General features: G+C 70.0%; 17 protein-coding genes. 11 read left to right on the top strand and 6 right to left on the bottom strand.

The window, feature by feature from the left end:
- Positions 1-138: 138 nt before the first annotated feature.
- The gene (locus SOM26_RS13165) at positions 139-1,452 is read right to left on the bottom strand and encodes a chloride channel protein (RefSeq protein WP_320453177.1); all 1,314 of its coding nucleotides are present in this window, start codon (positions 1,450-1,452) and stop codon (positions 139-141) included.
- Positions 1,453-1,610: 158 nt separating this feature from the next.
- Between SOM26_RS13165 and SOM26_RS13160 the strand changes: the two genes are divergently transcribed.
- Positions 1,611-3,104 (top strand): DUF389 domain-containing protein, encoded by a 1,494-nt coding sequence (locus SOM26_RS13160; protein ID WP_320453176.1) that lies wholly within the window; start codon positions 1,611-1,613, stop codon positions 3,102-3,104.
- Between the two features lie 183 nt (positions 3,105-3,287).
- Here SOM26_RS13160 and SOM26_RS13155 read toward each other — a convergent pair whose 3' ends face one another.
- Both SOM26_RS13155 and SOM26_RS13150 read right to left on the bottom strand, forming a co-directional pair.
- Entirely contained in the window at positions 3,288-6,284 is a 2,997-nt protein-coding gene (locus tag SOM26_RS13155) for a DUF2135 domain-containing protein (RefSeq protein ID WP_320453175.1), read from the bottom strand.
- Between the two features lie 107 nt (positions 6,285-6,391).
- The gene (locus tag SOM26_RS13150; protein ID WP_320453174.1) at positions 6,392-7,633 is read right to left on the bottom strand and encodes an MFS transporter; all 1,242 of its coding nucleotides are present in this window, start codon (positions 7,631-7,633) and stop codon (positions 6,392-6,394) included.
- A gap of 230 nt (positions 7,634-7,863) precedes the next feature.
- On the opposite strand from SOM26_RS13150, the gene SOM26_RS13145 reads away from it, so the two are divergent.
- Complete coding sequence (locus SOM26_RS13145; RefSeq protein WP_320453173.1) at positions 7,864-8,967, top strand: DNA alkylation repair protein; 1,104 nt, start codon at positions 7,864-7,866, stop codon at positions 8,965-8,967.
- A gap of 5 nt (positions 8,968-8,972) precedes the next feature.
- On the opposite strand, the gene SOM26_RS13140 is transcribed toward SOM26_RS13145, so the two are convergent.
- Positions 8,973-11,453 (bottom strand): TonB-dependent receptor plug domain-containing protein, encoded by a 2,481-nt coding sequence (locus SOM26_RS13140; RefSeq protein WP_320453172.1) that lies wholly within the window; start codon positions 11,451-11,453, stop codon positions 8,973-8,975.
- A 156-nt stretch (positions 11,454-11,609) separates the two neighbouring features.
- Entirely contained in the window at positions 11,610-12,461 is an 852-nt protein-coding gene (locus SOM26_RS13135) for an alpha/beta hydrolase (RefSeq protein WP_320453171.1), read from the bottom strand.
- Between the two features lie 265 nt (positions 12,462-12,726).
- Between SOM26_RS13135 and SOM26_RS13130 the strand changes: the two genes are divergently transcribed.
- The 9 genes from SOM26_RS13130 (at position 12,727) to SOM26_RS13090 (ending at position 23,562) form a co-directional block, all read left to right on the top strand.
- A complete protein-coding gene (locus SOM26_RS13130; RefSeq protein WP_320453170.1) occupies positions 12,727-12,981 on the top strand; it encodes a hypothetical protein in 255 nt (84 codons plus the stop codon).
- A 104-nt stretch (positions 12,982-13,085) separates the two neighbouring features.
- Positions 13,086-14,720 carry a TldD/PmbA family protein gene (locus SOM26_RS13125; protein WP_320453169.1) on the top strand — a complete coding sequence of 545 codons (1,635 nt, stop codon included), beginning with the start codon at positions 13,086-13,088 and terminating at the stop codon, positions 14,718-14,720.
- 11 nt (positions 14,721-14,731) lie between these two features.
- Complete coding sequence (locus tag SOM26_RS13120) at positions 14,732-16,066, top strand: TldD/PmbA family protein (protein WP_320453168.1); 1,335 nt, start codon at positions 14,732-14,734, stop codon at positions 16,064-16,066.
- A gap of 16 nt (positions 16,067-16,082) precedes the next feature.
- A complete protein-coding gene (locus tag SOM26_RS13115; protein WP_320453167.1) occupies positions 16,083-16,784 on the top strand; it encodes a DUF4159 domain-containing protein in 702 nt (233 codons plus the stop codon).
- 4 nt (positions 16,785-16,788) lie between these two features.
- Positions 16,789-17,772, top strand: a complete 984-nt coding sequence (locus tag SOM26_RS13110) for an AAA family ATPase (protein ID WP_320453166.1) — start codon at positions 16,789-16,791, stop codon at positions 17,770-17,772.
- Positions 17,773-17,778: 6 nt separating this feature from the next.
- Positions 17,779-18,657: a DUF58 domain-containing protein gene (locus SOM26_RS13105; RefSeq protein WP_320453165.1), complete on the top strand. Its 879-nt coding sequence runs from the start codon at positions 17,779-17,781 to the stop codon at positions 18,655-18,657.
- Complete coding sequence (locus SOM26_RS13100) at positions 18,657-19,802, top strand: N-terminal double-transmembrane domain-containing protein (protein ID WP_320453164.1); 1,146 nt, start codon at positions 18,657-18,659, stop codon at positions 19,800-19,802. The genes SOM26_RS13105 and SOM26_RS13100 overlap by 1 nt, the downstream gene beginning before the upstream one ends.
- Entirely contained in the window at positions 19,799-21,841 is a 2,043-nt protein-coding gene (locus SOM26_RS13095; protein WP_320453163.1) for a DUF4175 family protein, read from the top strand. Before SOM26_RS13100 ends, SOM26_RS13095 begins: the two co-directional genes overlap by 4 nt.
- Positions 21,838-23,562 (top strand): carboxypeptidase regulatory-like domain-containing protein, encoded by a 1,725-nt coding sequence (locus tag SOM26_RS13090; protein ID WP_320453162.1) that lies wholly within the window; start codon positions 21,838-21,840, stop codon positions 23,560-23,562. The genes SOM26_RS13095 and SOM26_RS13090 overlap by 4 nt, the downstream gene beginning before the upstream one ends.
- Here SOM26_RS13090 and SOM26_RS13085 read toward each other — a convergent pair.
- The gene (locus SOM26_RS13085; RefSeq protein WP_320453161.1) at positions 23,559-26,042 is read right to left on the bottom strand and encodes a putative bifunctional diguanylate cyclase/phosphodiesterase; all 2,484 of its coding nucleotides are present in this window, start codon (positions 26,040-26,042) and stop codon (positions 23,559-23,561) included. The two genes, SOM26_RS13090 and SOM26_RS13085, sit on opposite strands and share 4 nt — an antisense overlap.
- Positions 26,043-26,114: the final 72 nt, after the last annotated feature.

Genomic DNA, 26,114 nt, shown 5'->3' with positions numbered 1-26,114 from the left:
GATGCAGGCAGCAGATAGTCCTGCCGACGGTCTTCCCCCTGAACGAAACGGCCCATGCCCAAGCCTCCCGAAACGTCGGAAAACCATAGCAGATTCCGAAGTTTTTACACAGCCTCGGGCGATTCCAGACCAACCCTGTTACCGCCCCACACCCTCATCCACCGGCCGCATCGCAAAGGTCCGCGACAGGCCGTGGTACAGCTTCTCGCGGCATACCAGCTGGCTCACCCCGTCGGCGATGAAGGCGGCGGCGAACATCGGCAGCATCAGGCCGCGGCTGGCGGTCGTCTCGGACAGGATGATCACGGCGGTCAGCGGCGCGCGGACCACGCCCGCGAAATAGCCGACCATGCCCAGGATCACGATCGCCGAGGCGGGCGATCCCGGAAAGACCGAGCGGAGCAGGTTGCCCAATCCCGCTCCCACCGACAACGACGGCGCGAAGATACCACCGGGCAACCCCGCGACCGCGGTGGCCAGCGTCGCCAGGAACTTGGCCGGGCCGAACCACAAGGGGGCATCGACCCCGACGATCATCGCGCGCGCCGATCCATAGCCGGTGCCCCAAGTCAGCCCGGTGCCGACGCCCAGCCCCGCGACGACGACGCCGCACAGCGCCGCGAACAGGATCGGGTGCGCCTTGCTCCACCGCGTCACCCGGTTGCCCCCGGTCGCCATCATCAGCATCAGCCGGGCAAAGCCGCCGCCCGCCAACCCGCCGACAAGACCCGCGACCGGCGCGGCGATCAGCGCGGTGACGATCGGCATGTGCGCGCCGATCAACCCGAAATAGACATAATCGCCCTGCACCGACTGCGCGACCATGCCCGCGATCGCGATGGCCGCGATGACCAGCAGCGTGACCTTCTGCTCATAGGCCGAGGCGAGTTCCTCGATCGCGAAGAGCAGCCCCGCCAGCGGCGTGTTGAACGCCGCCGCAACGCCCGCCGCACCGCCCGCGATCAGCACCGCGCCGCGCAGCGGCACGCCCAATATGCGGTGGGTCAGCCCCATGATCGCGGCGGCGATCTGGACCGTCGGCCCCTCGCGCCCGACCGAGGCACCGCCCAGCACCGCCGCCAGCGTCAGCCCCGCCTTGGCCACCACGGTACGGATCGACACCAGCCCGCCGGTCGCGCGTTCGGGATCGGCCTGCGCCGCCATCACCTGCGGAATGCCCGATCCGCGCGCGAGCGGTGCGAACCGCCGCGTGATCCAGACCAGAACGGCAAACAGCACCGGCGTCAGGACCAGCGGGGCATAGCGGTAATGCGCGGCGAACCCGCCGAACGCCTCGCCCGCCAGATCGGCGGCCTTGGCAAAGACCGTCGCCGCCAGCCCGATCGCCACCGCACCGATCAGGATCGCCACCCGCGTCCGAAACTTCACCAATCCCGGCCCGGCGGTGCGCAGCAACGCGCGGTAGCGAGCGGGCGTCCATTTGCGGATCATCGGGCGGGACGAATGGCGGGCTGACATGCCCCCTGCCCTACACCCGGACGGCGATGGAAAACCACCCGAGTTCGACGCCAATGGGCCAAGCCGGGGTCGCAACGCGTGTCCCGATCCCCTAGCAGGGCCGCTGGGATCAACGACAGACGGGCCAGACCATGGTGGAACGAACCACGCGCGAACGCAGCACGATACGCCGATGGTGGTCGATGCGGGTGGTCGGCGGGGTCGATTACGAAGCGGTGCTGGCGCAGATCGCGCAGGATTCGGGCTGGTCGGGGCGTTACGCGTTCCTGATCGTCATTTCGGCGGCGATCTCTTTGCTGGGCCTGTTGATGCCCTCGGTGGCGGTGCTGATCGGGGCGATGCTGCTGTCCCCGCTGATGATGCCGATCATCGGCCTCGGCTTCGGCATCGCGACCTTCGACACGCGCGAGATCCGGCGGGCGGCGACCGCGCTGCTGGCGGGGGCGGCGATCGCGGTCCTCTTGTCCAGCGTGTTCGTCACCCTGTCGCCGGTGCAGACGATCACCAGCGAGATTGCGGGGCGCACCCGGCCGACCCTGCTCGACCTGCTCGTTGCACTGCTGTCGGCGGTGGCGGGGGCCTATGCGCTGATCCGGGGGCGCGGCAATACGGTCGTCGGTGTCGCCATCGCCATCGCGCTGATGCCGCCGCTCGCCGTCGTCGGCTTCGGCATCGCGACCGCCAACTGGACCGTCTTCAGTGGTGCGCTGCTGCTGTTCCTGACCAACGCGGTCACGATCGCGCTGACCGCCGCGATCGTCGCGCGCGTCTATGGGTTCGGGCGGCATCTGTCGCACCAGCACACGGGGTGGCAGCTGATCCTGTTCTGCGGGGCACTGGGCGCGCTGTCGGTGCCGCTGGGCGCAGCGTTGCGCCAGATCGCCTTTGAATCGGTCGCCCAGCGCCAGGCGCGCGAGACGATCCGGGCACGCTTTCCGGATACGTCGCGGCTGGGCCAGCTCGACATCGACTATGCCGCCCGGCCGATCCGCATTCGCGCGGTCGTCTTCACCCCGCATCTGGAGCCGCAGGCCGACCGGCTGCTGGCCGCCGACCTGCGCCAGCGGCTGGGCCGCCCGATCGACCTGCATGTCGACCAGCTTCGCGTCTCGCTGGAGGACAATGGGGCGGAAACGGCGCAGATCGCGCGCGCCAGCCAGTCGAGTGGCCCCAGCGACCTCGACCGCCAGCAGCGCGCCGTCGCCGACCTGGCCCTGATCGCCGGAATCGCGCCCGGCGCGGTGGCCGTGGATGCGGGCCAGCGTCGCCTGTCGGCAACGGCGGCGGTGCTCCCCGGCCTGGGGCTGGCGGGTTATCATGCGCTGGAAATGCGCGCCGCCGGGGCCCTGCCGCAATGGAGCGTCCTCCTGGCGCCGCCTGCCGGGGTGCCGCTTCCCGCCATCCGTTTCGTGCAGGGGGTGCTCAACGGCGACGGGCTGGATGCCGCCGCCTGGGGCAGCGACCGGATGCAACGCGCCGTGCGGGTGGCGGGCGGCACTGCCGCACAGCGTCGCGCGGTGGCCGACGCCATCGTCAGCCGGGGCGGTCGGGCGGAAGTCGGAACGGGCGGCGGCGCGATCCGCCTGGAATGGACGCCCTCGCTGCCACCGGCCACCGCGAACTGAGCCCATGACAGGCCCCACGATCGCTTCGACAGCCCTCGCTCCTCGGAACGGGGATGGGTTGCGCAGACCTTGAGCGCGATGACATCCGCTTGATCCACCCCTCCCCTTCAGGGGAGGGGCATTCTTCCTCGGGCCCCGATCATATCATCGCGTTCGACCCCGCACCCAGCCCATCGGCCATCATCACCGTTGGGGCGCCCCCTTCTTCGCGGACACCACGACCCGGCCGATCATGCGTGCGCCCTTTTCATCGCGCTTCAGCTCGATATCGACGCTTTCGACCGTTTCGTTCGCGCGTCCGAAATTGCGGAACAGGTGCGCGGTCAGGATGGTCGCGCCATTGGGGTCGATCCGGTCGGGCGCGAACACATTGGCCTGCACGGTATAGGTGCCGGGCGGCGCGACATGGACCATATATTCCTCCGGCCCATACCCACGCGTCATGTCGTTCGACAGCCGCCCGCCAATCGCGGTGCGGTTGTTGTTGTAGATCGCCCGTTCGCGTGACGGCTCGTCGACCCACAGGTCCATATCCGACGCGTCGCTTGTCCAGTCGATGACGACGCGCACATCGACGTCGAGCAACCCGACGAGGCGCGGGTCCATGTCGACGGTGCCGCCCAGCTTGCGCAGGCGCGGCAGCATGGCATTGGCCTCGTTGAGCGAGATCAGCGCGATACCCTCCCACAGTCCCGACTGCGGCGTGATCGCGACATCGTATAGCAGCGTGATCGCGCGGGTCAGGTCGGCGCGTGCCGTGGCGGGTTGCGCCCTGGCGCGGCGGGCGAGCGTCAGCGCCAGCAGGCGGCGCGGCTGCGGCCGGTCCGGATCCAAAGCCGCCTGCCGCTCGCGCAGTTCGACCGCGCGGTCCCAGGCACCGTACCGCTCGAGCCGGTCGGCGACCATGCCCAGCGTCGTGTCGTCGGCGGTAGGCAGTTCGATCGCGGACAGCACCATCTCCTGCGCCTCCGCCATCTGCCCGCGCTTCGCCAGCCAGGCGGCGGTGTCGAGATAGAAGATGGGCAGCGCGCCATGCCGCGCCTCGGCCTCGCGGAAACGTTCGGCGAAGTCGGCGGGCTTGCCGTCATACAGCTCCAGATAGGGACGGTCGGGTTGCCAGGCATCGATCTGGACCGACGGCGCGGCGGGGCCGGACTCGGCGCCCGCCCTGCTGGCGCTCACCACGATGTTGCCCGCCATAGGGCTGACCCGAGGAGCCGGGGGAGCAGGCGGCGCGGGCGGCGCAGCGGGGGCAGAAACGACCGGCGGCGGCGTCACCGCTGCCAAAGGCACCGGTGGCGGTGGCGGTGGTGGCGGTGGCGGTGGTGGTGGTGGTGGTGGTGGTGGTGGTGGTGGTGGTGGTGGTGGTGGTGGTGGTGGTGGTGGTGGTGGTGGTGGTGGTGGTGCCTCACCCGGTGCCGTCCGGTCGAAGCTGCGCGAGGTGGCGATCCGCTTGGGCACCGCTGCGGGGTCGAATTTCGTCTTCCACCAGGCGACCTGTTTCCGCCATTCGTTCACCAGATTCTCGCGGTGACGCTGCGCGCGTGCGGCGTCGTTGCTGTCCGCCGCCTTGCGGGCCCGCGCATAATCGTCGCGCCATTCGGCGGGCAGCGTGGCGGGCGGATCGATCTTGGCCGCCAGATAGTCGTTCACGCTTTCCAGGACGAGGAAGGACAGGCTGGGGCTGGCGATGCCGTAACGGCGGCTGAGCGCGACAAAGGCGTCACGCTGATCGGTGCCACCCAGTTCGGCCAGCTGATCCTGCGCCAGCAGCGCACCGGGCCCGTCAAAGGCGACCCCTTCCCCCTCGACCGCGCGGCCGATCGACTGCCCGCCGTCCAGCCGCACCGTGACCGGCCCGAAACCGGGTGCACGCGTCAGGATCGACCAGCGCCCGGCGGGGGCGGGCAACGGCACGAAGGGGATGGGGCGTCCATCGCGGTCGACCACCGCCGTCACGCCTGTACCGGGCGCACGCAACTGCGCCAGCGCCGCCGCCGGGTCGCCGTCCAGCAGGATCAGGCGTCCGCCATGCGCGCGCGCCAGATGCCCCGCCCACGCCCGGTCGTCGTCGCCCGCGCTGCTCACCACGTCGATCGGGCAGGCCGCCCCGATCGTGGCCCCACGGTCGATCGTCGCGCGGCCGTCGGTGAACATCAGGCAGCGATCGACCGGGCCGTCGCGGCCGATCGGCGCAAAGCTCGTCGCCCCGCGATAGGACAACGCGGCCAGCCATGCGGCGGCCACGTCGGCGGTGGCGACCGTCTGGCGAAGCGCACCGCTGCTGTTGAAGGCGACCAGTTCGACCGTGCCCGGCCGCCAGTCGGTGATCGCCGCCCTGACCAGCGCGATCTCGCGCGCGGTGTCGGCCTTCAGCCGCGAGCGTGACCGATCCCAATAGATGCGCAGCCGTGCCGGTGCCGCCGCACCGGCGGCTGTCGCCGGAAGGTCGCCGCTGAGCTGGACATCATGCTCGCCATTGCGATGGGTGCTCGCGACCAGATCGGCAACACGCGTGGGTGCGATCGCCAGGGCACCGGGCGGCAACGCGCCCTTGGCCGCGCGTTCGGCCTGAAAGCCATCCCCTTGCGCCGTCATGGCCAGCGGGGCGTCGCCCAGCGTCACGACCGGCGCGCCCGCCAAGCCGGTCGCATGGACACGCACCGACCAACCCTCGGCCGGTGCGTCGAAGCCCAGCGGCAGGCGCCAGCCCTTGGCCCCAACAGGGGCGACGAAGCTGACCCGGATCGTCCGCCCGGACCCCGGCCAGATCGGAAACACCCGCGTCGAAAAGACGTTGTCCGCGCCAACCTCGGCCAGGCCGGGATCGACACGCTGGCGGACCCGCGCTTCATAGACCGCCTTGGCGCGCGGCCGATCGACCAGCACGCCGTCGACCATCCGGCCGCCGATATCCAGCGCATAGCCGGTGACGACCGCCCCTTCGGGCAGGGTCAGGCGGAAATCGCCCTCCAGTTGCTCACGCTCGGGATTGGCGAAGGCGGCGGTGACCGTCGTTTCGACCACGCCACCGCGCTGCTCGACCGACAGGTCCAGCCGCCGCAATTGCAGGGGCCGGGCATGGGCCTCGTCCCGAATGCCGTTGGCCCGCGCGGTCAGCACGGGATTGGCGACCTGCGCCGCAGCCCCCGGTCCGACGATCAGGGCAAAGCCCAGCACCAAGAGTCCCCAACACCGTGCCAGCATATCCGCCCCCTGTACCGGCCGGAGGCTAACCCGCCCCCGGCCCCGGAACAAGCGACTCCGTCCGGAAATGCCGATCGCCGTCAGGCGGGTGTGACGGGCCCCACCGGGCGCGCCTGCTCGCTCTCGGCAAGCGGGCGGACGCGGAACAACAGGCTGCTGCCGATCAGTGCCAGCGCGCCCAGCACCAGGCAGAAGCCGACCACCCCGGCCCAGCCGCCACGCGTCCAGGCCATGCCGCCCGCCGACCCCAGGACGCTCGACCCCATATAATAGAAGAACAGATACCACGCCGCCGCCTGTCCGCGCGCCGCACCGCCGCGTCGACCGACCCAGGCGCTGGCGATCGAATGCGCGCCGAAAAAGCCGATGGTGACGACGGCGATCCCGGCGATCACCAGCCAGAGCGGTGCCGCCGCCGTCATCGCCACTCCCATGATCAGGATCGCGACCGGCATCCAGAATATCCGGCGACGGCCCGCCTTGCCCGCCAGGCGGCCGAACATGCTCGAACTGATCGACCCCAGGATATAGAGGAGGAACACCGCCCCCACCGTCGCCTGCCCCAGGCCGTAAGGCGGTCCGAGCAGGTGGAAACCGGCATAGTTGTAGATGGTGACGAACACCCCCATCAGCAGGAAGCTCTCGGCATAGAGCAGTCGCAGGCCGGGGTCGCGGAACAGCCGCGCCGCGCCGCGCGGCAGGGCCAGCCAGTCGCCGTCGCTCGCCACGAACCGGCGCGATGGCGGGGCCAGCCGCCGGAACGCCTCCGCCATGACAAGCCCCGCCAGCCCGACGGCGGCCAGGGCCCAGCGCCAGTCGGCGACCGCCGCGACCATGCTGGCCACCAGCCGCCCGCCCATGCCGCCCAGCGCGCTGCCCGCGATATACAGCCCCATCGCCGATCCGATCGAGGCGGCGTCCACCTCCTCGGCGACATAGGCCATCGCGACGGCGGGAACCCCGGCCAGCGCCAGCCCGGCCAGGAAGCGCAGGGCGAGCAGCCCGTACCAGCCCGGCATCACCGCCCCCGCCAGTGTCAGGACCCCGGCGGCCATCATCGCCGCAATCATCAGCGGCCGCCGCCCCCACCGGTCGGACAGCGCGCCCGCCACCAGGATGCCGACCGCCAGCGGCCCGGTCGCCAGCGACACCGCCAGCGAGGACGCCTCGGCGCTCAGCCCGTAATGCGCCGCCAGCAACGGCAGCAGCGGCTGCACCGCATAGAGCGTCGAGAAGGTCGCGAACCCGGCGAACAGCATCGCCCAGGTCAAACGGCGATAGCCCGGCGTACCGGCGATCAGCGGCGACGATGGTTCGATCACGGCAGTTCCTTCATGCGCCAGCCGAACGGCTCAGCATTGTTGCGGCTCCATGCCCCCAATCCCATGGCCCAAGACAAGTCGACATTCATTCCGCGCCGTCTTTCCCTCTCCCTTGGATAGGGAAGAGGGAGGGTAAAACGATCATGCATATGGATCCGCCCCAGGCACACCTGCTTGCCTATCCCCGGCTTTGCCGTGATGACAATGCCCGGCCAGCATGGGATGCGGATATGACGGAACCGGGCGCGCAGCCGCTGATGAAGGATATTCTGGGTCCCGCCGCGCTGGTGGTCATCGCGGATGCCGGGGTGGCGGCATCGCCGGACTTCGATCGCGCGGCGTTTGAGGGTGCCGCCGAGCCGGGCCTGGCGGCGCTGTCGGTGATGGAGCGGGTGCGCCACATCGCCGATGCCCTGCATGTCGCGCTGCCCGGCGATTATGCCCGCGCCGTCGCGATACTGTGCGCCATGGCGCCCCGACTGACCCATGCGTTCCAGGCCTTTGCGCTGGCGGAATATGTCGCGCGCCACGGGCTGCACGATGTCGCGCGGTCGATGGGCGCGCTGGCCGAGCTGACCCGGTACGGCTCGGCGGAGTTCGCGATCCGGCCGTTCCTGGCGCGCGAGCCCGACCGCATCCTGGCGCAGATGCTCGAGTGGACCCGGCATCCCGACCCGCATGTCCGGCGGCTGGCCAGCGAAGGCGCACGGCCGCGCCTGCCCTGGGCGACGCAAATCGCGGCGCTGAAGGCCGATCCGACGCTGGCAGCACCGATCCTGGAGGCATTGAAGGCCGACCCCAGCCTGTATGTGCGCAAGTCGGTCGCCAACCATCTGAACGATATCGGCAAGGATCGCCCCGACTGGCTGGTCGCATGGGTTTCGGACTGGTCGATGGCGGACCCGCACACCGCCTGGATCGTGCGCCACGCGCTACGCTCGCTGGTCAAGAAGGGCGATCCCGCCGCGCTGGCGATCCTGGGCGCGCGGACCGATGCGGCGGTGACGGTCAAGGGCTTCGCGATCACCCCGGCCGGCATCCGGCTGGGCGAGGCGATCGCGATCACCGTAGAGATTGGCTCGGACGCCGATACCACCCAGCGCCTGGTCGTCGACTACCGCGTCCATTATGCCCGACCCCATGGGCGGGCGGCGGCGAAGGTCTTCAAATGGAAGACCTTCGACCTGGAGGCCGGGTCAACACAGCGGCTGGCGACGCGACAGGTGATCCGCGATTTCAGCACGCGGCGGCATCACCCCGGCCGCCATGCCGTCGACCTGCTCGTCAACGGCCGGGTGATGGCGAGCGCGGCCTTCGACCTGCTCGCCCCCTGATCCCGTTACCAGTTCAACCCGGCGCGCACGTACAGGTAGCGGCCGTTGAAGCCGTAGGGCGAGAAATAGGGGAAGCCCAGCACCCCGGTCGAGTTGTTGGCGGTCGGCGTGGCGCGCGGATAGACGTCGAACAAGTTGCTGACGCCCAGACCGATCTGCGCGCCCTTCGGGGCCGAGTAGCGGATTTCCAGATCGGTGATCGCGCGGGTGCCGGTCAGCACGTCGGCGGCGGGCGTCGTCCCCGGCTGGTTGACGTTGCCGTAATAGGTGACGCGGGCCAGTGCGCCCAGCCGGTCCAGCGACCAGTCGATCGTGCCCGTCACCTTCTCGCCCGGCGTGCCTTCCTCCAACGTCAGGATGCGGCTGCGCGCAAAGAGCGTCGGCGCGGGGTTCAGCGTCGCGGTCGAGGTCGGCACGCGCGTCACCTCGATCGTGTTGATGTTGCCCGCCAGCGTGAAGTCGAACGTGCCGGCGCCCTCGGTCCGTGCGCGGTAATGGCCGACCACGTCGATGCCCTTGGCGGTGCTCGCCAGCCCGTTGATGAAGAAGCGCGCCGCCGAGACGCTATAGGGGTTGAGCAAAGCCGCGACCTGCTGGCTGGCGGTCGCCTGGATATTCTCCGACAGGCCGATCTGGTCGCGGATATGGATGCGGTAGGCATCAACGGTCAGGTCGAAGCCGCCGGACCGCAGCACCGCGCCGACCGACAGGTTGGTCGACTTTTCGGGCCGCAGCGCCAGGCCGCCCAGCGCGGTGCCGACCGGGCTGACCGAGGGGAAGGTGCCGGTCAGGATCGGCACGCCGTTGGTCACGACCGAGGCGATCTGGGTGAAATATTGCTGTTGCAGCGACGGCGCACGGAATCCGGTCGAGGCGGTGCCGCGCAGCGCGAACCAGTCGGTCAGGTCGTAGCGGGCGGACACCTTGCCGGTCGCGGTCGAGCCGAAGTCGGAATAATCCTCGCCCCGCCCGGCGATGCCGACCAGCAGCTTGTCGGTGACCTGCGCCTCGACATCCAGATAGATGCTGCCGCTGCGCCGTCCGCGCTTGACCGCATTGGCCGGGCTGAACCCGCCAAAGCCCTGCGCGCCGGGGGCCGCCCCCGCCACCGCACCGGTCGCGGGATAGCCATAGGAGGCCTGCTCGCCCGCCGAGATCTTGTAACCCTCGCGCCGCCCCTCGATGCCGAAGGCGACGTTCAACGACTGGAACACGTCGAACTTGCGCGTCACGTCGAGGCCCGCGACATATTGGTCATAGGTGACCTGGCCGTCATAGAAGTTCTTCGGCGTCGCCGCGCCAAACGCATAATTGGCCGAGTTGAGCGTGCGGAAGTCGACCGTGTTGCGCCCATAGCTGAACGACAGGTCGACATTGTAGCCGCCGAAATCGCCGCGCAGACCGATGGCCGAATTGATGTCCTTGGTCTTGGTATTGATGATCGGCAGGAAACCGTTGGGATAACCTGCCAGCGTCGTCGTGGCGCTGGCGTTGCGCGGGAAGGCCGCGCCGCGCGTGTCGCGGTCCTGATAACCGCCGAACGCATAGAGGCTGACATTGTCGGTGATCGACGTGCCCGCGTTCACGAAGCCGGTATACTGCTCGACCTCCGAATCGCCATAGCGGCCGGTGATGCGGTTGGGGGTCACGCGGCGGTCGATGTCGGCACGGTTGGTCGGCTCGCGCTTGGTATACTCGCCCGACACGGTGACGAAGCCGTCACGCCCGAAGCCGAAACCCTGCCACGCGGAGGCGGTGACGACCGGCTCGCCGGTCACGCTGCGGCTGTTGGCCGCGGTATCGACCTGGGTGTTGTAGAAACCATACGTGACCGAGGCCCCGCCGCCCGACCGTGCCTCGCGCAGGCGCAGGTTGACGACGCCCGCGATCGCGTCCGAGCCATATTGCGCCGATGCGCCGTCGCGCAGCACCTCGATCCGGTCGAGCGCGACCGTGGGGATGGTGTTCAGGTCGACCGCCGCCGAGCCGCGACCCACCGTGCCGTTGGTGTTGAGATTGGCCGAGGTGTGGCCGCGAATGCCGTTGATCAGCACCAAAGTCTGGTCGGGCGACAGGCCGCGCAGCGTCGCCGGGCGGATCGCATCGGTCGCGTCATTGGCCGACGGGCGCGGAAAGTCGATCGAGGGGGCGACGGCCGACAGCGCGGCGGCGAGTTCGGTCGTGCCCTGTCGCTGGAGGCTCGCGCCGCTGAGTACATCGACGGGAGAGACGCTGTCCAGCCGGGTGCGCCCCTCGGCGCGGGTGCCGGTCACGATGATCTCGTTACCCTCGTCGCCCGTCGTCGCGGCACCGGCCGCCGGGGCGGTCTGCCCGGCCTGATCGTCGGTGCGCGATGCGTCGGCGTCCGCCTGGCCGGGGGCACCGGCCTGGCTCGACGGCGGCGAGACCGTCTGCGCGGCGGCGGCCTGCGCGCAGAGCGCCAGCAACGAAACCCCCAAAAGGGCGATGGTGCGACCCTGAGTCATTCCCTGAAATCCTTATTTTCTCACCGCCCGGTCACGCGCCCCAATCACGCGAAAGACCAGTGGAGGCAGCGCCTTAACAGCCGTGCCGATGCTATGGGGCCATAGAATTTCTATGCCGCATCTCACCTCTTTTATTCCGATCGGAAATCTCGGGTATTACGGGTGTTTCGTCGGCTCCGTGACCTGGTTCGCGAACCGCACGACATCGTCCAGCACCGGTGCGCGGCCCCGGAACGGCCGGGCGATGGACAGTAGCAATCCGATATGACCCAACTTCGGATAGGAGCGGACCGTGACCGGCACGCCGCCCCCACGCAGTTTCGCGGCCAGCGCATCGCTGTTGCGCGGCTGGACCACGGTGTCCTCGCCCCCGACCAGCAACAGGCTGGGCGGATCGCCTGCCCCCGCCCAGGTCACCGGCTGCGTCTCGGCGGGGCGCGGCCAGTCGCCGAACGCCGCGCGGGCGACATCGACGTCGAACGGCGCGAAATCATAGGGCCCGGCCAGCCCGACAAAGCCCCGCACGCTGCGGGCATCCTCTCCCAGCCAGCGCCGGTCGACCGCCAGCATCGCGGCGATATAGGCCCCGGCCGAATGCCCCATCAGGACGATACGTCCCGGATCGCCGCCGAAATCGCGGACATGCCGCTCGGTCCAGCGAACGGCGGCGGCACCGTCCTCGACAAAGCCGGGATAGCGTATCTCGGGCACCAGCCGATAGTCGGGGATCACCACCACGAAGCCACGCGCCGCCAGGGCCCGCCCGACAAAGGCATAGCCGGTGCGCGTCCCGCTGTTCCAGCTGCCGCCATAGAAGAACAGGATGACGGGACGGTCCGCGCCAGTGCCAACCCCCGGCTTGCGCGGTGCGTAGACGTCGAGCATCCGGCGCGGCCCTGGGCCATAGGGGATGGCCGACGCGACCCGCGCCGCGCCGCCATCCTTGGGCACCAGCGCGTCGAAGGTCTTGAGCGGCGAACATCCGGTCAGCGCCAGCCCGATCGCCATCACCAAGGACCGGCGCCGTGTCTTATTCCTCGTGATGTTCGACACGCGTCGATTCCCCTTAGCCAGGTCGTGAACGGCCGAGGTGGCACCATCACCATGCGACCAGCCGATCCGAGCCATATGGCTCTATTTTTCCTCCACGCCACCCCGGCCTTTGCCGGGGTGGTGGCGGGTTTAGATTGGTCCGCGCAACCAAGGCGGGTTCATTGTGGATATGCCCCCCGACCGCTCCCGACGCGTTCAAGCGCTTTCGAAAGGCGATCTGATGAAAGACACGACAACCCTCGGCATCCGCCGATCCGCCGAGATGGCGGCGGTGTTCATGATCGGTGACGGCCTGCTCGGCCTGCTCCAGCCGACGCGGCACGTCGATCTGTGGCGATCGGACGTCGCGGCGGTCGACGGACTGGTCCGCCCCTTTGCCGGACATCCGCGGCGGCGGCGGGCCTACGGCCTGGTGCAGCTTGCCGCCGGGCTGGTGCTGGCGACCATGTTGAAGCCGGTGCCCGACCGGGGATAGTGCCGCCCTTTTTCTCTTCCCGATTATGCGCTTGACCGATGCGCTGTGTTGGTCAACCATAACGCCCAGGACCTGGCGACGGGCCGGGCGGGGGAGATAGAAGAGTGCATCGACGCGACTTCATGGCCGCCAGCGGCGCGGGCCTGGGTGCCCTGCTGCTGGGTGCCTTTCCGGGCCGGGCGATCGCCGCCGAGGAACTGCTCAGCACGATGGACGTCGGCCTGAAGAAGCGGCTGGCCGATGTCGCGCTGAACACCGCCAAGAGCGCCGGATGCAGCTATTGCGACGTGCGCGTCGGGCGTTACCTGCGCCAGTTCGTGGTGACCCGCGAAAAGAATGTCGAGAATGTCGTCAACACCGAGTCCACCGGGGCGGGCGTCCGCGTCATCGCCGGTGGTGCCTGGGGCTTTGCCGCGACCAACAACCTGACCCCCGACGGCATCGCCGCCGCCACGCGCCAGGCCGCCGCCATCGCCAAGGCCAATGCCCGCATCCAGTCCGAACCGGTCCAGCTCGCCCCCGTCACCGGCGTGGGCGAGGTGTCGTGGCGCACCCCCATCGTCAAGAACGCGATGGCGGTGCCGATCAAGGACAAGGCCGACCTGCTGCTGGGCGTCAACGCCGCCGCGAGCGGGGCGGGCGCGAATTTCGTCAACTCGATCCTGTTCGTCGTCAACGAGCAGAAATACTTCGCCTCGACCGATGGCTCGTACATCGACCAGGACGTGCACCGTATTTGGGCGCCGATGACCGTCACCGTGGTCGACAAGGCCACCGGCAAGTTCCGCACCCGCGAGGGCCTGTCCTCGCCGCGGGGCATGGGCTTCGAGTACCTCGACGGCAATGCCGCCGACAAGCGTACCCTGCCGGGCGGCGCGGTCGTCTATGGCAACAGCTACGACATGCGCGAGGATGCGATCGCCGCCGCCAGGCAGGCGCGCGCCAAGCTGACCGCGCCGTCGGTGAAGCCGGGCAAATACGATCTGGTGCTCGACCCGTCGAACCTGTGGCTGACCATCCACGAGTCGGTCGGCCACCCGCTCGAGCTCGACCGCGTGCTGGGCTATGAGGCCAATTATGCGGGCACCAGCTTCGCCACCCCCGACAAGCTCGCCGCGCATTTCCAATATGGCAGCCCGCAGGTCACGATCGTCGCCGACAAGACGCAACCCGGCAGCCTGGGCGCCGTCGCCTATGACGATGAGGGCGTGAAGACTAAGCAGTGGGACCTGATCCGCGACGGCAAGCTGGTCGATTACCAGGCGATCCGCGACCAGGCGCACATGATGGGCAAGACGGCATCGGACGGCTGCTGCTATGCCGACAGCTGGTCCTCGGTGCAGTTCCAACGCATGGCCAATGTCTCGCTGCAACCCGGCAAGGCCGCGATGACGCCCGAACAGATGATCGCGGGCGTCGAGAACGGCATCTACATCATCGGCGACGGCTCCTTCTCGATCGACCAGCAACGCTACAATGCGCAGTTCGGGGGCGAGCTGTTCTACGAGATCAAGAACGGCAAGATCACCGGCCAGATCGAGGACGTGGCGTACCAGATCCGCACGCCCGAATTCTGGAATGCGTGCGTCGGCGTGTGCGACCGCAGCGATTACCGGCTGGGCGGTTCGTTCTTCGACGGCAAGGGCCAGCCATCGCAGGTGTCTGCGGTCAGCCATGGCTCGTCCACGGCGCGCTTCAACGGCGTCAATGTCATCAACACCGCGCGCGCGCTCGGCTGAGGAATCCATCCATGACCATGTTCACCGAGGAACAGGCCCGCGCGATCTGCGCCAAGGCCGTGTCGATGTCCAAGGCCGATGACTGCACCGCGCAGCTGACGGGATCGGTCACCGGCAATATCCGCTTCGCGCGCAACGGCGTGTCGACCAGCGGCATCGTCGATACCGCCGACCTGGCGGTTGAGGTCGCGTTCGGCAAGCGGTCGGGCGTCGCCACGATCAACCAGTTCGACGACGCCTCGCTGGAGCGCGTGGTGCGCCGGGCCGAGGAACTGGCCCGCCTCGCCCCCGAAAATCCCGAATACATGCCCGCGATTGGCAAGCAGAGCTACCGCGCCAGCGATACGTTCAGCCCGTCGACCGCCGCGATCACCCCCGATTACCGGGCGCAGGTCGCCGCCGCCTCGATCGAGCCGTGCAAGGCGGGCAGGCTGGTCGCGGCAGGCTATCTGGAAGACGGGCAGAGCTTCACCGCCTTCGCCAACAACAAGGGCAATTCGGGATACCAGCGCTCGACCGGGCTGGATTATACCTGCACCGTGCGCACCCAGGACGGGCGCGGCTCGGGCTGGGTCGGGCATAATGTGCAGGACGCCGCCGCGTTCGATGCGGGCACCGACATCCGCACCGCGATGCGCAAGGCCTCGGCCTCGGTCGACGCCAAGGCGATCGAGCCCGGCAAGTACACCGTCATCCTGGAACCGGCGGCGGCGGCGGGCCTGATCTCGTTCATGATGAACTTCTTCGACGCGCGTTCGGCCGATGAAGGGCGCAGCTTCCTGTCCAAGAAGGGCGGCGGCAACAAGATCGGCGAACAGGTGTTCGGGCCACAGGTCGACATCTCGACCGACCCCTGGGCACCCGGCGCGGCGGTGCTGCCATGGGACGGCGATTACCTGCCGCGCCAGAAGAGGCCGATCATCACCGGCGGCAAGGTCCAGAACCTGGAATATTCGCGTTTCTGGGCGCAGAAGCAGGGCAAGCAGCCGGTGGCCGGTCCCGGCAACCTGTTGATGGCGGGGGGCACCAAGTCGACCGCCGAGCTGGTCCGCACCACCGAACGCGGCATCCTGGTCAGCCGCACCTGGTATATCCGCATGGTCGATCCGCAGACCGTGCTGCTGACCGGCCTGACCCGCGACGGCACCTTCTATATCGAGAATGGCGAGATCAAATATCCGATCAAGAACCTGCGCTTCAACGAAAGCCCGGTCATCATGCTCAACAATATCGACGAGCTGGGCAAGCCGGTGCGCGTGGCGGGCGACGAATCCTCGCTGGTGATGGTGTTACCGCCGATGCGGCTGCGCGACTTCACCTTCACCTCGCTGTCCGACGCGGTGTGATGGCGGCGGGCCCGGCATGACCCACGGCCGAGTGACCCGCGCCGAGTTCCTGATGGGCGCGCTGGCGGCAACCCTGCTGCCGACGCGCCTGTCGGCCGCGCCTACTTACGACTTCTGGTTCACCCGGCTGCGCTACGAAAGCGGGGACTGGGACGTCGACCGGCGGATGCCGTCGAACATGATCACCGCGCTGATCGACTATACGAACCTTCGCGTCGATCCGAAGGAGCATGTGATCGCGCTCGCCGATCCGAAGATGCTGACCGCCCCCTTCTGTTATCTGGCGGGGCACAAGCTGGTCGAGTTCAACCCGGCCGAAAGGCGCAACTTCGCCACCTATGTGCGAAACGGCGGCTTCGTGCTGGTCGACGACTGCAACCACGATATCGACGGTCTGTTCGCCAAGTCGTTCGAGCGACAGATGGCGTCGATCTTCGGCCCGCGTGCGCTGGCCAAGCTGCCCAACACCCACCCCATCTATCGCCGTTTCTTCAAGTTCACCGGGCCGCCGCCGACCGGCCTCGAACTCAATGGCTGGGGCGACGACCTGGTGCACGATTATCTGAAGGGCATCGCGATCGACGGACGGCTGGGTGTCCTCTACTCGAACAAGGATTACGGGTGCGAATGGGACTACGACTGGCGCAACAAGCGTTTCCTGGCGGTCGACAATACCCGCTTCGCCGTCAACATCGCGCTCTATGCGCTGAGCGCGTGATCGCATGACCGAAGCGGAGATTCAGGACAAGCTGGCGCGGCTGACCAGTCTTCGCGACGCGATCGGCCAGGCGATCGTCGGCCAGGCCGAGGTGGTCGAGCAGTTGCTGATCGGCCTGATCGCGGGCGGGCACTGCCTGTTGGAGGGTGTGCCGGGCCTGGGCAAGACGCTGCTGGTGCGCAGCCTGGGCCAGGCGCTCGACCTGCCCTTCCGCCGTGTCCAGTTCACCCCCGACCTGATGCCCAGCGACATCCTGGGCACCGAACTGCTCGAAGAGGATCACGGCACCGGCAAGCGCCATTTCCGTTTCCAGCCGGGGCCGATCTTCACCAGCCTGCTGCTGGCCGACGAGCTCAACCGCACGCCGCCCAAGACGCAGGCCGCGCTGCTGGAGGCGATGCAGGAAAAGACGGTCAGCTATGCGGGCGTCACCCACCGCCTGCCCGAGCCGTTCTTCGTGCTGGCGACGCAGAATCCGCTGGAACAGGCGGGCACCTATCCACTGCCCGAGGCGCAGCTGGACCGGTTCCTGCTGCACGTCCGCGTCGGCTATCCGACCGAGGCGGAGGAAGCCGCGATCCTGGCGCAGACCACCGGCTCGGCGAGTGCCATCGTGCCGCGCGTGATGGACGGGGCGGAAATAGTCGCGGTCCAGCGGCTGGTGCGCGAGGTGCATCTGTCCGCCGACCTGCTGGCGTGGATCAACCGGCTGGTCCGCGCGAGCCGGCCGGGCGAAGGCGCCCCCGAGGTGGTGCGGCAATATGTCCGCTGGGGCGCGGGGCCGCGCGCCGGGCAGTCGCTGGTGCTGGCGGCCAAGGCACGCGCGCTGCTGCACGGACGGCTGGCGGCGACGCGCGAGGATGTGCAGGCGCTGGCCGCGCCTGTCATGCGCCACCGGCTGCTGCTGTCCTTCGCCGCCGAGGCGGAAGGGCGGAGCGCCGACGATGTGGTCGCGGGCGTGCTGGCCGCGATGCCGCTCGACGCCTGAACCGGGGTGAGCGCCGACCCGATCCCGCCCGCCGTCCGGCACCGGCTGTCCGGCTTGCGGCTGGTGTCGCGTCGGCTGGCGGGCGGCGACGGCCTCGGCCTGCATGCCAGCCGCAGCCGGGGTGCGGGGTTGGAGTTCGCGCAGTATCGCCCCTATGAGCCGGGCGACGAACCGCGCCAGATCGACTGGAAGCTGTTCGCCCGCGCCGACCGCTTCTTCGTGCGCGAAGCCGAGCGCGAGAGCCCGTTGCGGCTGTGGATCATGATCGACGCCAGCGCCTCGATGGCGCAGGCCGATACCGATGGCGCGACGCGGATCGGCGCGGCGCGGGGGCTGGCAGCGGCTCTGGCCGAGCTGGCGGTGGCGGGCGGCGACCGGTTCGGCTGGATATGGCTGAGCGATGGCGGGCTTCACGTGGCCACCCCCGCCAACGGCATGCGACAGCGCGACCGGTTGCGCCTGGAACTGGCGACGATCCCGATCGGTGGCGGCTTTCCCGGCCCCACGACCCTGACCCCGCTCTGGGAGCGGATCGCCGCGCGCGACATGGTGGTGCTGCTCAGCGACTTTTTCGACGAGGCAGGCGTCGCACTGGCGACACGGCTGGCGGCGGCGGGGCGCGAGGTGCTGGCGATCCAGCTGCTGACCGTGGGCGAGCGCGACTTCCCCTTTGACGGCGGCCATCTGTTCCGCGATCCCGAAACGGGCGAGGAACTGCTCGGCGACGCACCCGCATTGCGCGCCGACTATCTTCAGCGTTTTGCCGAGGCCCGTGCGCGCCTGGCCGCCGAATTTCAGGCCAGCGGCATCCGCCACGCCACCCATGTCCTCGACGAACCGCTCGATACCCCCCTGCGGCGACTGTTCGGGCGGGGCGAGGGCTGATGCCGACCCTACTCGCCCCCGCCGCGCTTGCGGTCCTGGCCGCACTCGCCGTCCCCTTGCTGATTCACCTCGCGCGGCGGACCGAGCAGCGGCGGACCGACTTCGCCGCACTGCGCTGGCTGCGGGCCAAGCCGCGCCCCCGCCAGCGACCCCGGTTCGAGGAATGGCCGCTGCTGATCGTCCGGCTGCTGTTGCTGGCGATGCTGGCGCTATGGCTTGCACGGCCGGTGACCCCGGCGGCACCGGACCTCCACCCGCGCGTCTATGTCGTACCCGGCCTTGCCGCGACGACGGCGACGCCATGGCTGAGTGAGCGGGCCGAGGGGTATTGGCTGGCACCCGGCTTCCCGGCGCTGGATCGCCCGGCCCCGACCGGCACCGTCCCGGTCGCCAGTCTGGTCCGCCAGCTGGACAGCGAATTGCCGCCCGGCGTCGCGGTCCGCATCCTCGTGCCCGCCGTGATCGAGGGCGCAGACGCGCAAAGACCGCGCCTGTCGCGGGAGGTCGACTGGCGGGTGGTGCCCGGCAGGATGACCGCCCCGCGACCGACGCCAGCCGCGCCGCCGGTGCTGGCCATCAGGGCGGACACGGCGCGCCGCGATGTCCGCTATCTCGCCGCCGTCGCCGCCGCCTGGAATACCCAAGGCGCGACCACCGATATCGCACCGCCGACCGCGCCCCTGCCCGGTATAGCCGCGACACTGGCCTGGCTGAGCGGCGGCACCATGCCCGCCGGGCTGGTCGCATGGGTTCGGCGCGGCGGCACCGCCATCATCCCCGCCGACATGGCCGCGCCCCCCGGCCACGACGCAATCGCCGCGCGCGATGCGCTGGGCCGCGCCTTTCTGCGGGTCATGCCGCTGGGCGAGGGCCGGATATTCCGGTTCACGGTGCCTCTGGCCCCCGCCACCCTGCCCGCGCTGGTCGAACCCGATTTCCCCGACCGGCTGCTGGCGACCATTCGCCCCGTCGCGGCCCCCGCCCGCACCGACGCCGCGCAACTGACCCCCGAGACCGGGGCGGTGCCAACATTCCGCGCCGCCCCGCTTCGGGAGTGGCGTGATGTGTTGGCACTGGTCGTCGCCGCGCTGTTCCTGCTCGAACGCTGGCTTGCCACGCGGCGGCGACGGTGGGTTGGTCCATGACCCCGACAATCTGGCTGCGGCCCGTCCGGCGACGAATGGCGGCGATCGTGGTGCTGGCCGCGACGCCCGCGCTGCTGGTCGTCGCGTCGGCGGCATGGCGTCTGATCGGCCCCTTGGCCGCGTTTCTCGCTGCCCTTTTGGGTGCCGCGATCATGGGATGGATCGCGCATCACCGCGCGGCCCGGCTGACCCCGGACTGGCTGGTGCGGTCGTGGAATACGCAGCGGCCCGACCTGGAGGACAGCAGCGAATTGCTGTTCGCCGATCCCGCCGCACTGGCCGCGCTGCCGCGCCTGCAACGCGAGCGGTTGCGTGGGCGGCTGGATGCCACGCCCCCGCCCGACCTGCGACCGCGCTGGCCGGGCCGCACGCTGACGCTCGCCTGGGCACTGGGCCTCGCTACCGCCGTCGCGCTCGTCCTCTGGCCGCATCGGCAGGCGTCCGACACGCTGGCCCCCAGCCGGGACGAGACGCCCGCCGCCCCCGGTGCACCCCGACTGGTCGGCCAACGGCTTCGAGTCATGCCGCCCGCCTATACCCGCCTGCCACCGCGCGATTTGGACCGGCTGGACGCGAAGGTGCCGCAGGGGTCGCGCCTCATATGGACATTGGCCTTTGCCCCCGAACTCGGCACCGCGTCGCTGGTCGTGCTCGGCGGTGGGTCCGTCCCGCTGGCAAAGGCGGCCGAGCACTGGCGCGGGGCGATGCTGCTCGGCACCTCGATCCTCTACCGCATCGCCCCCATGTCCCAGCACCTCCACCGGATCGAGGCGGTCGCCGACCAGCCACCCGCCGTCACCGCTCGCGCGCCGTCCAAGACCCTGACGATCGCCACGGCGGGACAGCGCAACTGGACGTTGCTGTTCGAGGCGAGCGACGATTACGGTGTCGCGCCGCAAGCGGACCTGACCGTGACGGTCGCCGCCGGAGAGGGCGAGAATATCAGCTTTCGCGAGCATCATCTGCGATTGCAGGGCAGCGGCGATCCCCGGCGGAGGCGCTTTGCCGCCACGCTGGACCTGGCCGCGCTGGGCTTTGCCGGGCCGGGCGATCTGGTCGCGCAACTGACCGTGCGCGACGAGCGGATGCCAGGTCCGCAAATCGCGCGCAGCCCCAGCCTGATCCTGCGCCGCCTGCCCCCCTCCGCCACCCAGGGCATCGGGGTGGACGGCGCGTTGCGCGCCACCCTGCCCGCCTATCTGCGCAGCCAGCGCCAGGTCATCATCGACGCCGAGGCACTGCTGCGCCAACGTCGCGGTATGTCGGCCGAACGCTTTCGCGACCGCGCCATCGCGATCGGCGAGGATCAGGCGGCACTCCGCCTGCGCTACGGCCAGTTTCTGGGCGGCGAGCATGAGGTGCACGGCGCCGAACTGCCGACCAGCGATGCCGCCCCCGCCACGCTGGGCAGGGAGGAGGACGTGCTGGGCGAGTTCGGCCATGCCCATGACGAGGGCGAAGCCGCCACGCTGTTCGATCCCCGGACGCGTGCCCGCCTGACCGAGGCGGTCGACCAGATGTGGCAGTCCGAAGGCGCGCTGCGCGGCGGCGATCCGGCACGCGCGCTGCCCTTCGCCAATCGCGCGCTGGTACTCATCAAGCAGGTGCAACAGGCGACCCGCATCTTCCTGGCCAAGGTAGGCGGCAGCGAACTGCCCCCGATCGACGAGGCGCGGCGGATGACCGGCAAGCGCGACGACATCGCCCCGGCCGAGCCGGGGCTGACCGCACGCCCCTTCGATACGGCGGCGGCGGCGGCCTGGGCGGCGATCGACGGGTCGGCGGGCGAGGCGCGGGATTTGGCGCCGCTGACCCGCTGGTTCCGCGCGAACCGGGCGCGGGTGGCCGATCCGCTGGCGTGGGACGATGCCCTCGACCGGCTGCGTCGCGATCCGGCGTGCGGGGCGTGCCGCGACCGGCTGCGCGGACTGGTCTGGCGCGCGCTGCCGACCCCGCCGGTAGGGGCGGCACGGCGCGACGGCGCGGGGGCGAGCGGGACGCGCTATCTGGATGCGCTGGCGGGCGGGGTGCGCCGATGAACCCGTGGGCCCTGCCGCTGATATTGACGGCCGCCGTCGTGCTGGCATGGCTTAGGCTGGGCTGGCGGCAGTGGCGGGCGCCGGGCGCGGCGCGGTCGCGCGGCTGGCGACTGGCTCTGCTGCTGCTGGCGCAGCCGGTGCTTGCCGCCCTGCTCTATCTGACGCTGTCGCCGCAGCAGACGCGCATGGCCGAGCCGGAGACTCTGACCATCCTGACGCGTGGCGGCTCGGTCGCCGGTGGCCGGACGGTGGCGTTGCCCGAGGCGGCGCGGCGGGGCGGGATCGAGCAGGCCCCCGATCTGGCAACCGCGCTGCGCCGCCATCCCGGTATCCGCGCCCTGCGCATCCGGGGCGAAGGACTGACTGAGCGCGACCGTCCGGCGGCACGGGGACTGGCGATCGCGTTCGACCCTGCGCCTTTGCCGCCGGGGCTGATCGCGATGACCCCGTCGGACCGGACCGCACCCGGCGGCCCATTCCGCGTCTCCGGCCAGGTCGAGGGCGGCGGCAGCGTCGCGCTGCTCGATCCGGCGGGGGTGCAGGTCGCCGCGGCTCCCGTCGATGCCGAAGGGCACTTCACGCTGGACGCCGCCGCGCGGATGCCCGGCACGGCGCTGTTGCGCCTGCGAAGCCGCAGTCCGCGCGGGTTGGTCACCTCCGAGCTGGCCGTGCCCGTCCGGACCACCGCCGAGCCGGGGCTGCGCGTGACGTTGCTCGGCGGCGCACCGGGACCCGAGGTGAAGTTCTGGCGGCGCTGGGCGAGTGATGCGGGGTTGAAGCCCGTGGTCCGCGTCGCACTGGGCGCGGGGCTGGCGCTGGGCGATCCGACGCCGCCGCTGACGGTCGGCGGGCTTTCCCGCGTCGACCTGTTGATCCTCGACGAGCGGAGCTGGGCGGCATTGGGCGGCGGCGAGCGGGCGGCGGTGGCGGCGGCGGTTCGGGGCGGCATGGGCCTGTTGCTGCGGGTGACCGGACCGGTTCCGCCGGGCTATGGCGCCGCGATGGGCCTGCCGCTGGCGGGCGGGGCGGCGAGCGCGCCGGTTCGCCTGCTCGACCGCGACGGCAAGTCCCTGCCCATCCTGACCCGACGCGTCGTGCAGGTCGGGGCTCGCGACGCCCAGACCCTTCTCGCCGATGCGACGGGGGCCGTGCTGGCCGGTTGGCGTCCGCTGGGGCGCGGGCGGATCGGCGCATGGCTCGTCACCGATGCCGCGGGCTTGGTCAGCGCCGGGCATGGCGAAGCATATGGCGCGATATGGGCCCGTCTGGTCGGCACGCTGGCACGGGCAGGCACGTCGAACGCACCCCGGTTCGACCCGCTGGCACATCGGGGCGAGCGCACCGCCTTATGCGACCTGTTGGCGGGGGATACGCTGGTGCTGCCGGACGGAAAGGCCCGGCGGCTGTTGCCCGATCCCGCCACGCCGGGATGTGCCGGCTATTGGCCGCGGGTCGGCGGCTGGCACGGCCTGCGCCGGGGTGACACCATCCGGCCCTTCTACGTCCACGCCGCCCTGCCCGCCGCGATGATCGCCGCCGAGCGACGCGACGCGACGCTGGCGCTCGTCCGGGATCGCCCCGACGCCGCAACGGTACGGGACGTGTCGCTGCGTCCCGGCGCGTCCTGGCCGTGGCTGCTCGGTTTCCTGGCGATCGCCGCGCTGCTCTGGTGGTTCGAGCGCGCCCGGATCGGGCGACCGGCCGATCGCCGCCCGGACTAGCCCGCGATCGCCAGGGGCACCGATGGGGCCGCCATCGGTTCGGGGTAGCCATAGAGATAACCCTGGCCCAGCTGACACCCCAGCTGGCGCAGCCGGGTCGCCTGTACCTCGGTTTCGATGCCCTCGGCGACCACCACCTTGCCCAGCCCGGTGCCCAGGCCGACAATGGCGCTGACGATCGGAAACGTCCCGTCCTCGGTCTGGTCGAGCCCGGCGACGAAGGACTGGTCGATCTTGATCCGGTCGACCGGCAACTGGCGCAGATGGACGAGCGAAGCATAGCCGGTGCCGAAATCGTCGAGCGCGATACCCACGCCCGCCTCGTGCAGTTCGCGCAGGTTGACCATGATGGTGTCGGCCGCCCGATCGAGCATCACGCCCTCGGTCACCTCGATGCACAGCCGCCACGGCGCGATGCCGTGCAGCGCCAGGCGGTCGAGCACGGCGTGCGCGGATCGCGGCCCCGACAGCTGCGCCGACGTGAAGTTGACGCTCAGCACGCCCAGCCGTTCGCCCTCGTCGCGCAGCAGCGCCAGCGCCATGTCGAGGACATGGTCCTGGATCAGCAGCCCGATCCGATCCGCCACCAGCAGGTCGGCGAAGCGGCTCGGCGTCATCAGGCCGTGCCGTGGGTGGTTCCAGCGCAGCAGCGCCTCGTGCCCGCACACCGTGTCGTCGGCCAGCGAGACGATGGGTTGCAGGAACAGCGTGAATTCGCCGCGTGCCAGCGCCCCTTCCGCCTCGCCCGCCACCGCAATCTGCATGTCGCGCAGGCTGCGCTGCAAGGGGTCGTAACGGACATAGCGGCCGCGCCCCAGCCGCTTGGCGGTGTAGAGCGCCAGGTCGGCATTCTGGTAGAGCATGTCCAGCGCCTGCGCATCGTCGGGGAAACGCGCCGCGCCGATGCTCAGCGACAGGCTGTGCGCCGGATCGTCGGGGCACCAGCGATCACCCTGGATCGTGCCGATCGCGGTGGCCAGCGCAGCTTCGCGCGACGGCGGACCGGGGCACAGGACCACGAACTCGTCCCCTCCGATGCGCGCCACCCGCAGGTCGGCGAAGGGACGCGCGCTATGGGTCAGCTTCCCGGCGACATGGCGCAGCAATTCGTCACCGCTCGCATGGCCGAGCCGGTCGTTCACGTCCTTCAGATAGTCGACATCAATCAGGAACAGGCTGAACGGCGTACCCACGGTCATCAGCGCCTGCGCCTGCTGCTGAAAGGCCGCGCGGTTGCCCAGTCCGGTCAGGAAGTCGGTCTGCGCGGCGGAGCGAAGCGTCTTGGCCTCCGCCAGGTCGACCTCGCGCCGCTGCCGCGCCAGGTCCAGTTCCTGGCGGATCAGGCGGAACCGGTCGGCGATCGCCAGCGACAGGACCAGCGCCTCGAAGGCCAGCGCCAGGAAGGTCGCCATGTCCACCGCGTCGTTCTGCGGCGCGAAGCCCAGATTGCGGATCAGCCGCGCGACGAACACCGTGATGACCGGGGTCCAGCCGATCATGTAGAACCAGATGACCCGACTGCCCCGCCGCACCGCGATGACGCACGAGATCGCAAGCGACACGGCGGTGCCCGCGATCGTATAGTTGAGCAGCCGGTCGGTCAGCACCGGCGGCAAATCGTCGATGGTCGCCAGGACGCCCATCACCGCCCCCGCCCCGGCCAGCCCGCGCCCGACCCGGATCAGCGGGCGCGGCAGCACCCCGTCCTCGACCACCGCGAAGAAGAACATATTGCCCGCCGTGACCATCAGCCCGACGAGAACCAGGTCGATCCGCACGGCGGCAGGGCCGATCAGCCACGGCACGACGAGCGCCGCCGTGTTCGTCCAGACCAGGCCATAGCAGAGCGATACCGCCACCCAGAATAGATACCAGCGCTGAAAGGCGTGGCGCCTGCCGGTGTGGATGACGAGATTGTACAGGAACGCCGACAACAGCGTGCCGGTGAACAGGCCGATGAGCACCAGCCAGCCGACCTCCACCCCGGTCAGGGCGGCATCGGTCTGCGCCACCACCTTGCGCATCAGCGACAGGTCGTCGATGTTCCGAAAGCCGAGATACAGCGCGCGCACCTCGCGCCCCGGCGGGGCGATGACGAATTTCATCACGCCGCCCGGTGCCCAGTGCCGATGCAGTTGCGACGGATCGCGAACCAGGCGGCTTTCCCCGCGCGGGGTCACGGTCAGCACCGCGATCCGGTCGAACCGGGTCTGGTCGACCACCATCACCCAGTCGGCGGGTAGCGCCTTCAACCCCGACGGATCGAGCCGCAGCCACAGCCAGGGGCTGCCGCGTGTCGGCGCATCCGGTCCACAGCGATAGGGGGCGCGAGCAATGGCTTCGTCCGTGGCCCCATCGGGCAGCGCGGCGCGACAGGCGGTACGGTACAGATCGACCGGGGCGGCCGACGCCGCACGGGGCATGAGCCCCGCCAGGAGGATCAGCAGCGCCACCCCCCAAACCCTGATCTTCGATGCCACGACGTGCGGCCCCCATGCCGAACCTGTTACCCGAGAGGGTCTACTGGCAGACATCTTAAGATTTTGGCCACC

Source organism: Sphingomonas sp. CFBP8993 (genome assembly GCF_034044895.1).
In the GTDB taxonomy this organism is placed as follows: domain Bacteria; phylum Pseudomonadota; class Alphaproteobacteria; order Sphingomonadales; family Sphingomonadaceae; genus Sphingomonas.
This window is presented reverse-complemented; position numbering and strand designations above follow the sequence as displayed.

Bases quoted from the DNA above. Each gene is read 5' to 3' on its own strand.
- SOM26_RS13100 (WP_320453164.1), top strand. From the start codon at position 18,657: ATGCCGACCCTACTCGCCCCCGCCGCGCTTGCGGTCCTGGCCGCACTC.
- SOM26_RS13115 (WP_320453167.1), top strand. From the start codon at position 16,083: ATGACCCACGGCCGAGTGACCCGCGCCGAGTTCCTGATGGGCGCGCTG.
- SOM26_RS13130 (WP_320453170.1), top strand. From the start codon at position 12,727: ATGAAAGACACGACAACCCTCGGCATCCGCCGATCCGCCGAGATGGCG.
- SOM26_RS13140 (WP_320453172.1), bottom strand. From the start codon at position 11,453: ATGACTCAGGGTCGCACCATCGCCCTTTTGGGGGTTTCGTTGCTGGCG.
- SOM26_RS13165 (WP_320453177.1), bottom strand. From the start codon at position 1,452: ATGATCCGCAAATGGACGCCCGCTCGCTACCGCGCGTTGCTGCGCACC.
- SOM26_RS13135 (WP_320453171.1), bottom strand. From the start codon at position 12,461: ATGGCGATCGGGCTGGCGCTGACCGGATGTTCGCCGCTCAAGACCTTC.
- SOM26_RS13160 (WP_320453176.1), top strand. From the start codon at position 1,611: ATGGTGGAACGAACCACGCGCGAACGCAGCACGATACGCCGATGGTGG.
- SOM26_RS13145 (WP_320453173.1), top strand. From the start codon at position 7,864: ATGACGGAACCGGGCGCGCAGCCGCTGATGAAGGATATTCTGGGTCCC.
- SOM26_RS13090 (WP_320453162.1), top strand. From the start codon at position 21,838: ATGAACCCGTGGGCCCTGCCGCTGATATTGACGGCCGCCGTCGTGCTG.
- SOM26_RS13110 (WP_320453166.1), top strand. From the start codon at position 16,789: ATGACCGAAGCGGAGATTCAGGACAAGCTGGCGCGGCTGACCAGTCTT.
- SOM26_RS13120 (WP_320453168.1), top strand. From the start codon at position 14,732: ATGACCATGTTCACCGAGGAACAGGCCCGCGCGATCTGCGCCAAGGCC.
- SOM26_RS13095 (WP_320453163.1), top strand. From the start codon at position 19,799: ATGACCCCGACAATCTGGCTGCGGCCCGTCCGGCGACGAATGGCGGCG.